This window comes from Lacisediminihabitans sp. H27-G8, assembly GCF_046156175.1.
Taxonomy (GTDB): domain Bacteria; phylum Actinomycetota; class Actinomycetes; order Actinomycetales; family Microbacteriaceae; genus Lacisediminihabitans.
Window position 1 is genome coordinate 1 of sequence record NZ_JAYLVL010000010.1, and the last position, 9,745, is coordinate 9,745.

Consider the following 9,745-nt stretch of genomic DNA (forward strand, 5'->3'; position numbering starts at 1 on the left):
AGACAGGTGATCGGGTCGAGCCTCGGCAAGCATCCGCAGCGCACGCTCACGAAACTCCGCCGGATAAGGGTTAGTCATAGTTCCATCCTCCAAAAGGAAAGAGCGGAACGATACCCAGGGCGATTCAAGGAGACGAAGACTGGCCAGATTTCGAACCGCCAGAACGGTGATGACGACTAAGTCCCGTGGTGTCCATGAAGTTGATCGGATCATTTGGGTACGTGTAGTCGTTCGAGTTTCCGCCCGCTACTGGGTCAACTGACAGGAATCTTCCGAGCGACCCTACATATTGCCGAGCTCCCATTTCGGTGACGCTGAGGTCGCCGGCGTGTTGGTAGAGCTTCTGGTGGGATCCTTGCGGCCCATACCCAGCACCCGGTGTCAGCGTATCCGACGGCACGGCGTCGTCGGCGTTGTTCGTGCCGATGCAGTTGGTGACGGGGTCGATGGGTTGCCCAAAGGGGTCGTATCGGGAGAGGGTTCCCTGTCGTGCTCCGCCGAGGTTGGTGGTGATGATCGTGTCGCCGTGGATGTCTGGATACGACCAAGTCAGCACCCCGCCGGATCCTTGGAACGATACCGTCACCCCGCCCGGAAGTCCGAGGGTGTGTTCCATTACCGCCGCGGCACTGCCGACAGCGGCGGTGGGGTCAATAGTCCAATCTGGTGAGTCACTGCTATCAGTGAAGGAGTAGTTCACAGTTTTCGTCACCCCTCCGGTCACTGTTTTCATCGACACGATCCTGTTGCTGACATCCCTCACGTAAGTGATGACCGTATTTCCCGACGGAGACACGGTAGTCAGATGCCGATCGGTCGCGTCATACGTCATCGTCTGGTTTGCGAGGGTCGTCGTGTTCCCATGCACGTCATACACCAACGTCGGAGTCGCGCCTGCTGTCGTGAGGGATGTTCCGGCGATCGGGTCAGCCTGCGCGACAGGGTTCGTCACGAAGGTTGAGGTGAGCCGGTCTGCGTTGTCGTAACAGTATGAATTGCCCCGGGTTTAATGGAGGTTCTTGATTCCCCGAAAGTGGATGAGGACCAATGGGAGTACAACGTAGGTATCCGGAAGAGCTTCGCCAGCGTGCGGTTCGTCTTGTGCTTGATGCACGTGATGATGCCGGTGGCCGTCGTGGGGTGTGCACGAGGGTCGGGCAGCAGCTCGGTGTCCCGCCGGACACGCTTCGCGGGTGGGTTCAACGAGCCGAGATCAACGAAGGGGCACGGCCCGGGACGACGACCGATGAGCATGTCCGGCTGGTCGCGTTGGAGCGGGAGAACCGTGAGCTTCGACGGGCGAATGCGATCTTGAAAGCGGCGTCGGCTTTCTTCGCGGCGGAGCTCGACCGCCCACTGAGCAGATGATCCAGTTCATTGACGATCACAAGGACGAGTTTGGGGTCGAGCCGGTCTGCAGGTATCTGCCGATCGCCCCGCAAACCTATTACGCGGCGAAGGGCCGGCCGCCGTCGAAGCGAGCCTTCTCGGACGAGATCACGACTGAGAGGATCCACCAGATCCATGAGGTCAACTACGGGGTTTACGGGGTTCGGAAAGTTCACGCTGAACTGCGTCGGAACGGCGACCAGGTCGCCCGTTGCACCGTCGAACGCCTGATGAAGAGGGAGGGCCTTCGCGGTATCCGTCGGGCCAAAGGACCCCGCACAACAATTCCGGGGCCGTTGGCGGACCGGCCTGCGGACTTGGTCGACCGCCGGTTCACGGCGACCGCCCCGGATTGCCTTTGGGTTGCCGACATTACCTACATTCGGACGTTCTCCGGATGGGTTTACGCCGCCTTCGTCATCGATGTGTTCGCCCGTCGTGTCGTCGGCTGGCAACTATCGACTAGCCTGCACACCGATCTGGCCCTCGACGCGTTGGAGATGGGGATCTGGACTCGCCGGCGAGCAGGCCGGGACCTCTCTCAACTCATTCACCACAGCGACCGCGGAGTTCAATATCGAGCCATTCGTTACACCGACCGTCTCGCCGAAGCCGAGGCTGTCGCCTCGGTCGGATCCAAAGGTGACAGCTACGATAACGCCCTCGCTGAAGCGTTCAACTCGCTGTTCAAAGCCGAACTGATCCGCAACAAAGGACCCTGGCGAGGCATCAACGATGTCGAGATCGTGACGGCCGAATACATCGACTGGTTCAACCACCGCAGGCTCCACGGCGAGATCGGCTACCGACCACCCATCGAGGTTGAGAACGAATTCCTAAACAGCACCACCCCGTCCATCACACAGATGGAACGGGTCTCACCGACCCTCCACCAAACCCGGGGCTTGACAGTATGAGGTCGTCGCAGCGGTATTGCCGTTGAAGGCGGTAGTCAGACGACTTAGCGCCTGCCAGAGTCGTGGTGCGCACATTTCATGGCTCCCGGATTGCGCATGATGGGCGACGATGGAGTTGTGATGAGTGGAAGCAACATTGGCTTACTGGCCGTCGGAATCATCTTCCTCGGGGCGGGGATTGTTTTCATTCGGTTTCGACGCCAGATCTCCGCGCTGATAGCCAACGGCCAGCGCGACTATTTCGGTGAAGTTGGAAGGCGTGTTGCGCCATCGTCCACGCCAGCTCTATCGGCGCGGGTCGGAGTGGGATTCATTGCCCTTGGCGTGATCGCGGTGTTTTGTGCTCTGTTCTTGAAAGTGTCGTCGTGAATCGGAATAGACCCTCTTCACTCCCTTCGAGGCCAGTGCGACCCCGCAGTAAAACGCATGTTCAGGTTGTGACGGCCGCAGTGAATGTGGTTATTTGCGCCGTGCTGGCCTGCTATTCGATCTACTTCGGAATCACGACCAATCTGTTCGGATATGTGGTTGCCCTGATAGGCCTCATTCTGGAGGTAATCTTCGCGCGGACACTCGTGTCGCTCATGCGTGAACGATCTGAACTGTGATGAACCGAGCCGCAGTCGACCGGTATGCCTGGCGGTACTGCCTCGCCGCGCGAATTGCGATCACCCGTCCGAATAGCGTTTCCCTTACGGGCCGCCGATCCGGGCGAAAAGTGTTCCAGGGCGGGCTCTCGCGATGGCGGGAAATGCCCCCCGGTGATGGTCCGGCTTTCGGGCAGTGACGTGGATACATCGGGCGGCGGCCCGCGGGCTGCGGGCTGTTGCGGAACTGGGTCCTCGAACGTTGGGAAGAAAGCGCGGAGGCACGCTTTGATACTTTTCGGTCGTTGCGTTGGGGACCTATTTCATTTCACGGGCGTGGCGGTGACCTCCAAAGTGCGGGCGATGACCCCGTCGGCGACCTTCGCTAGGGTGAGGTTGTGGTTTCTGGCATGGGCACGAATCGCGATGAAGGCGTCGTTCATGGTCATCCCGGAAATAGCAGCGAGAACTCCTTTGGCTTGTTCGATCAGTATCCGAGAATCGAGGGCATGTTGAAGTTGCGCGGTCACGATACTTGAGCTCTTAATGGTGCGTTCTTGAAGTATGCCGATGGTGGCGACGTCTGCTAGCGCTTGGGCGACGGCGATATCGGCCGGGTTTAGTTCTCCGGTGTGGGTGCTGAACAGGTTCATGGTGCCGATGATCTGCCCGCGGAGTCGCAGTGGCGTTGCGTGCACGGATAGGAACCCTTGCCTAATGGCTTCGGCACTAAACGTGGGCCACTTTCCGGAATTGACATGCATGTTGCCGACAGTGACCGCAGTGCCGGTGCGGAAGCAGTCAAGGCAGGGCCCTTCCCCGGCGGCGAGTTGGAGCACTTCGACAAGTTGCGCTTCTTCGCTGGTGGAGGCGATGAGTTGCAACACCCCTACGGCGTCGACGAGAAGGAGGCCTCCTGCTTGGGTATCCAGAATGCGTGTGCATTTTTCGACCAACCAGTGGAGGAGGTCGACCACGTCAAAGTCTGTGACGAGGGTGTCGGCGAGTTTCACGAACGCAGCACTGAGCTGAGCTTCTCTGCTATCGGTGATCATTCTGATGGTCTCCTGCTATATGACGGGTTTAGAGGGGCAAGTTATCAAATGTGAGAGCACGGGTAACCACGTCGCGAGCGACCGAGAGGACTGTGCGTCCGTGAGCGAAAGCGTAAGCCTGTAGCCGTGAATAGGCGACGGTTGCGGTGGTGTCTAGTTGGACCAGGATCATGCCTGTGGCTTGATGCACTTCCCGGCGTAGTGCCGGTACCGCTACCGATTCGGAAATCTCGTCGTCGGTGGCGAAGGTGATGGCTCGTTGTATGGCGGTGCTGGCGATCGCGGACGCAATGGCGAGAGCGGATGATTGATGGTCTTCGTTCAACCCACCAGGGGTGTCTCGGTATAACGTGGCCGCGCCTACGGTGACTGCTCCCATCCGTATGGGGATGGAGAAGATGGCCCCGATGTTCAGCTGGCCGATCGATGCGGCAAATACCGGCCATCGATCATGGGGGGCAGAAGCGACGTCTGGCAGCAGCACAGCGACGCCGGTCTCGGTTGCAACCCACTGGGGTCCCTCACCTAATTCGAACTGGAGCTCATCGAGGCGAGCGGCGACCGTATCGCTGGCGCACAAGGCCACTTGCGCTTTCGAGGAGCTGATCACCGTGACCGAAGCTCCCGAAATGGGGAGGTCATTGAGGAACGGCTGACACAAATCCAGTTTCGCTGGATTGCGCGCCGCAGCTGGGTATCCACTCTTCTCAGCCATCATTACGGTGATCCGCTGGCGCAGTCGGCGGTAGTGAACGATAAAACATCCGGACCTTTCGCAGTCGAGCTGCCAGGGGCCGGGACAGTTCTGCAACGCTATCGCATAGGCCCGCATCCGTCACCAGCCACTCCGCCAGAAAGTTCGGTGATCGGTTGTTTTCGGTACCGGCCTGGAGTCTGAGAACATCTCACCGCCGTATCGATTGACTTCACTGATTGTGGGCGGCACACTTACCAAAGTCACTCTTGCCCTCGGTGTTGGTTGATTTCGCAATCGAATCGAGGACACTATGTTTGGCGCACCCGTTTCTCCTAAAAATTTTGTCGAAGATTTTCGAGCTGCCTGCGCCGGCGCGAGCGCTGGTGTGCGGCAACTTTCTGACGAAGCGTTAATTCTCGAACTGGTTTCGCCACACTCGTGGAGGGTTTGCGACAGTCGAGTCCCCGAAGGGACCCCCGGTCGAATGGTGGCGTTCGTGGATGAACGGGCCGGTCAATACGAAGTGATGCAAATTGCAGACAACTTTGTATGGACAACGTTCGAGACGATGGATTCCGCTATCCAGCACGTTTCAGCCTCTCAGGCCAAAATTGATCACGTGCGAGCCGATGGGAATCTTTCATGGGTCAGCTGACATTGATCGGAGACGGTTTAGAACTGGTCCGAATATCTCGCACGGACTGGCGGGTGGTGGACGCCCGAGCGCTGCTGTCGGACCCAGGCCGCGTTCTCGGTTTCATTGAGCGTATGAGGTATTCGCGCTACGAGCTGCTCTGGACAACGGAGCCACCTCGATGGGCGTATGTTTCCTCACTTCGATTAGCAGCAGCCGCCTTCGTCACAGGGCCAAGGTACAGCGGCTCTACGGAACACTTCCGCATCGTGGAATACTCAGCCTCGCCCGCTGAATTCACCAGCCCTCACTACCGCCGGAACGAAACCTCGCTCGTCCATGGCGAGAAGGCTGACCGCTAGCGATTCATTTCGGGATCAAGCAAGAACGAAATGTCAAATGCGATCTTTTTGATCATCGCCTAGGACTGCGAGCAGGCTCTCAAGCTTCTCCACTTCGAGGCATGATGGAGGGGGCCGCTTGAGAGAAGGCATTCAGGCCACACCTGATCCTTCCTGTGCTTTGCGAGCATAGGAATCAGCGGTCGCTGGCCGTCCAGGGCAGGAACTCTCGGCTTCAGCCACAACGGTTGTCCAAATCAGCCGAGTGTCTTTCAAACCCCACCGTCGGAGTGCCGCCTAAACCACGAGCGAAGCGAAAATTTGTTTATCGGATTTATCTACTTCGGGCGTACCCTGTCGATACAGCAACTTCAGACCCCGGTCGCTTCTCTGTCGGAGAACTCTGGAGTGCTGATGACGATCACCAACGCAAGACGACCGACCCGGGCGCTTCGGTGTCATGACGGCGTCGAGAAGGAACCGTCTTCTACATCTGCGATATTTCCCTACACGGGAGACTGTGCTTTGTCCGTGGGCTGGGTTCCGCCATAGGACACCCTGCAGGCAGATACGGTGCGGCTGAAGGTGAACTGGTTCGACGGCCGGATCCGGACAGCACAGCTCGTGGTAATCGATCTGAACGAGTAGACAGAAGAAATCAGCCTCGACGGCAACACGATTGGTCTCATCAGTCCTGTAGGGCACATCTTCGTCGCGCAGACGGGAACCCGATTGGACCGGGCCCAAGAGTGCGGCCAGTGTCTCTTGTGGGACAAAGCCGCCACAGTTTTTTTCGCCTTGTCAACTCAGGTCACTCCCCTCGAGGAACCGGACCGTCAAATGCAAGCACTGGAGCGCGCGACGCACACCAGTGACGGTCATCCCGATCGGGCGATGAACTCTCAGTAACTTTGTATTCACGAAATTTCGCGGCCAGGAGGCCACAAATGGTAAACACGTTCTTCGGCTCCGGTGGGCCGGCGTGCACGGTGAACGGTGCCGAAGACACCTGCCTCATACCGACCGAAGAGGACATTCTGGTCCAGCCGCTATCCGCCTCGCAATGGCGAGTGCTCGATCGGCGACTGCCCGAGACCGACGCGTGCAGTCTGCTGGGCTTTGTAGAAGAGAACAACCAACAGTTCGAGGTGATGTTGTTGCGCCACGGGTTTCAATGGTTCACCTTTCCGTCACTTGCAGAGGCTCTCCACCAGTTCATAGAACCAGCGGGCGGTCTGAACTCCGGAGAACAGCAACTCTCTCATTCCCAGCCTCAGTTCAGCACATAGGGCACCGTAGCCGTTGCGCCGATGCGGCCAAACCTTTGCAAAGCACTCCGCCGCAGGTTCCGCTTACGGGCGGCCGATCCTGACGAAAAGAGGTCTTGAGCGTCCTCTCGCGCCGCCGAGAAATACCGCCCGTTGATCGTCCCTTTTGCGGACGCCGTGGCCGGACCAAATCCCAAGTTGGGCTGCTTACCATCTGGTCGGCGCACGGGCCGTCGACAACCTTGATGGCGTCGCACCGCTTTCGTTATCTGTCGAAAAGGTTTTCAATTCTGATTGGTCAGGGACAAAGTGATGTAAGCAGCCGCGTCGAGCGAAGGCGTAGTGCCTGCTGAGTAACCGTTGTTGTGCACGTTGACCGCGTACTGGGCGAACCCACCACTCTGGCACCACTCGTCTATCGGAAGACAGTAAGACTTCACCGACGTTACTGATACCGGAGAGCCCGTGTCCCAGCTGATGTGAGTCCAGGATGCGAAAGCGTTTCCTCCACGGTGAAAAGCGCCATTATTCGGACTATGGGTGTATACATTCCAAGGCTGGTTGGGCACATACGACGGATCAGCGAGCAACACGATTGACACAACACTCGATCTCCCGGCCGCTGAAATCCCGCCATTTGGAGTTGTTGTCGGGTCCAACGCATTCCCGATCACTTGAGCCCCTTGCGAATACCCAGCCAAAATAATGGGTGAATATGGGCAAATCGAAGCTATGTAGTTGACTTCGGCGACAAGAGCTGCGGTGCCCGCGGCGATGCTGGCGGGGTAAAAATCTGAAGGTTGAGTCGAGATCACTGTCGCGGGATAAACGATCCCCTCGAAAAATGTCGGAATGTTCGGATTGCTAGCTAAGTAGCTACCCACCGCCCCAATCCGCGTGCCCATTCCGCCCGACTGGTAGACGCGCCCGGAATGTTGCGTTAATTGAGGATTCGCCACGGGTTCGAGAGATCCCCGGACGCCGATGAAAACGGCGTTGTAGGCACCCCCACCGCACGGAACAGAAGCTGTCGTCGCGGAGGCGGGCCCGCCAATCATTATGCTCAGCAAGGTTCCGAAGACCACGAATGGAACAGCAAACCGAAGGGCTTTAGTCCGCGAAATCTGATTGACGTGATTTATCTTCATGTTCGTAAGTCCACTTTTCTTTGCAAACCCTGCGGAAATTCAGTGCACAGAAGGCCTCAACGCAATCTTTTCCACGAGACGCGTGCAGACCCCTTGTGTTCGAGCAGACGCTCTTGTTATGTCCTGAACGGACTCACATTGACACCTGCCGCGTTCAGCAGAGTGCTTAGATAAAAAGCCAAGATCACAGCGAAGATACCTACCGTCGGTACCCACCATGTTGGCTTTTGGTTTTCTCTCGATCGGCGACCTACCATCAATACGCCGACGAAAGTGACCAGTGCCACCACCGGCGTCACGAGATCCGAAAGCCCGGTGAGGTAGGCCTGGCATGGCATCGATGCCGTGCAAACCCCCACATTCAAATTGTTCAAGAGCGCAGCGGCAGTCAGGACAATCGACACGAGAATCATGAAGATAAATAAGACGACGAACGAGATACGATCGAGACCTGCACGGGAGCGTGACTTTTCCATCATCATTTCCCGTGCTGCTTCCGTTTAGTTACTGATAGTTGCGCCGCCCTAGCTTGGCCGAGTTTGCGCCGCCGGTGAGCGTTGGCCGGCGACCTGTTGGTTGGGTAAAAGAGACCGAACAGGTTGTGCCACTGGCCCTCGTGAGTCCGATTCTTGTTGATATGACGGATCTTACGACGGCAATGGGAACATAGAATAGTCCTCACTTCTGGGGACTGAAGAGCGAGACCTAATTGTCCGGCGAAAGATCTCAAATAGATCCCGCTGCGCAGGTTCATAACTTCTCGGGACTCGTTGTGGTCACCCGGTGAGAAGACCCCGGCGCCCAAGCGGGAGGGGAGCCGGGGTTGCCCTTGCACACATTTTGATCAGAAGGTGCTCGCTTGGCCATGAGCGCTTCATCGAAATCCGCGACCCCCGCAAAAGATACTGACAGTCGCCCGGATAGCCAGTGCGACCTGGTGCCCCTTGCTGTCGCGATCGCCGTTCCTCTGCGGGCACCCCGCAAAGTCGAGATGCGCCCTATTTCGATCCCTGACACTGCGCTCGAATGCCGCCCGCTGATCGTCCCGCTAACGAACAGGCCTCCTATCCGAAACCCGGTGGCGATCGCTTTTTTCCAAACCGTCTGCAATGCGATCTGGTGATCGTCGAAGCGACGAATCTCTACCAGCTGGGCGCCAGCTGTTTCAGACGTTGGGCGACCGCGGTCACTTGCGGCTGGTGGCGGCTTGATCGCGTCGCCAGGAACAGAGTGTTCGTTGGCGGGTCGGTTGGATGAATTAGTTGCATCAGGGCGCCCGATGCGAGGTGCTCGCGGGCGAGGTAGGACGGAATGACACTGATTCCGCCGTCAGCCACGACGGTTTTGATCACGCCTCGGAGGTCATCAAGCACGATTCGTGCTGTTCCTGGGGGCTTGGCGGGGAAAATTGTGCGCCAGTAGCGGCGTATGAGGGGCAGATTTTCGGCGTACGCCACGAGTGGGAGATGTTCGAGGGCGGTGGTGTCTCCGCGGTCAAGTCGAAGGTGATCGGTTTTTCTGGCCAGTGCTGGGCTTGCGACCAGCACAAGTGTCTCGTCAAAGAGTGGCTCGACTGTCACATTGAATCGCCCTGGGTTTCGTTCCTAGGTGTTCTCTTGGGAAGCGGTCGCTTCCAAGAGTGATTCGGTTTCAGCGTAGTAGTCGGTCTCGGCTTCAATGGGGGTGCGGTAATCGAGCTCAGAGTGAAG

Annotated in this window: 10 protein-coding genes and 1 other annotated feature; of the genes, 4 read left to right on the forward strand and 6 right to left on the reverse strand. The window is 58.0% G+C overall.

Annotated elements, in window-relative coordinates:
- Nucleotides 1–124 precede the first annotated feature (124 nt).
- Nucleotides 125–733, reverse strand: coding sequence for an RHS repeat-associated core domain-containing protein (locus VLI63_RS17500; RefSeq protein ID WP_409158133.1), 609 nt, complete (start codon nt 731–733; stop codon nt 125–127).
- Nucleotides 734–1,047: 314 nt separating this feature from the next.
- On the opposite strand from VLI63_RS17500, the gene VLI63_RS17505 reads away from it, so the two are divergent.
- Nucleotides 1,048–2,306, forward strand: a protein-coding gene (locus tag VLI63_RS17505; RefSeq protein ID WP_409158134.1) for an IS3 family transposase whose coding sequence is annotated in 2 segments (ribosomal slippage) — nt 1,048–1,327 and nt 1,327–2,306 — 1,260 coding nt in all. Because the reading frame shifts where the segments join, the coding sequence is not laid out codon by codon here.
- Nucleotides 1,326–1,439 (forward strand) — a sequence feature (AL1L pseudoknot). It overlaps the preceding gene by 114 nt.
- A gap of 96 nt (nt 2,307–2,402) precedes the next feature.
- Complete coding sequence (locus VLI63_RS17510) at nt 2,403–2,675, forward strand: hypothetical protein (protein WP_409158135.1); 273 nt, start codon at nt 2,403–2,405, stop codon at nt 2,673–2,675.
- A 541-nt stretch (nt 2,676–3,216) separates the two neighbouring features.
- Here VLI63_RS17510 and VLI63_RS17515 read toward each other — a convergent pair.
- Both VLI63_RS17515 and VLI63_RS17520 read right to left on the reverse strand, forming a co-directional pair.
- Nucleotides 3,217–3,948 carry a GAF and ANTAR domain-containing protein gene (locus VLI63_RS17515; protein ID WP_409158136.1) on the reverse strand — a complete coding sequence of 244 codons (732 nt, stop codon included), beginning with the start codon at nt 3,946–3,948 and terminating at the stop codon, nt 3,217–3,219.
- A 28-nt stretch (nt 3,949–3,976) separates the two neighbouring features.
- Nucleotides 3,977–4,666, reverse strand: coding sequence for a GAF and ANTAR domain-containing protein (locus VLI63_RS17520; protein WP_409158137.1), 690 nt, complete (start codon nt 4,664–4,666; stop codon nt 3,977–3,979).
- 289 nt (nt 4,667–4,955) lie between these two features.
- On the opposite strand from VLI63_RS17520, the gene VLI63_RS17525 reads away from it, so the two are divergent.
- Both VLI63_RS17525 and VLI63_RS17530 read left to right on the forward strand, forming a co-directional pair.
- A complete protein-coding gene (locus VLI63_RS17525; RefSeq protein WP_409158138.1) occupies nt 4,956–5,300 on the forward strand; it encodes a hypothetical protein in 345 nt (114 codons plus the stop codon).
- 1,267 nt (nt 5,301–6,567) lie between these two features.
- Nucleotides 6,568–6,909 carry a hypothetical protein gene (locus tag VLI63_RS17530; protein ID WP_409158139.1) on the forward strand — a complete coding sequence of 114 codons (342 nt, stop codon included), beginning with the start codon at nt 6,568–6,570 and terminating at the stop codon, nt 6,907–6,909.
- Nucleotides 6,910–7,172: 263 nt separating this feature from the next.
- Here VLI63_RS17530 and VLI63_RS17535 read toward each other — a convergent pair whose 3' ends face one another.
- From VLI63_RS17535 to VLI63_RS17545, 3 genes are all read right to left on the reverse strand, one after another.
- Entirely contained in the window at nt 7,173–8,036 is an 864-nt protein-coding gene (locus VLI63_RS17535) for a cutinase family protein (RefSeq protein WP_185202771.1), read from the reverse strand.
- Between the two features lie 116 nt (nt 8,037–8,152).
- Nucleotides 8,153–8,518 carry a hypothetical protein gene (locus VLI63_RS17540; RefSeq protein ID WP_185202773.1) on the reverse strand — a complete coding sequence of 122 codons (366 nt, stop codon included), beginning with the start codon at nt 8,516–8,518 and terminating at the stop codon, nt 8,153–8,155.
- 660 nt (nt 8,519–9,178) lie between these two features.
- Complete coding sequence (locus VLI63_RS17545; RefSeq protein WP_409158140.1) at nt 9,179–9,616, reverse strand: LysR substrate-binding domain-containing protein; 438 nt, start codon at nt 9,614–9,616, stop codon at nt 9,179–9,181.
- Nucleotides 9,617–9,745: the final 129 nt, after the last annotated feature.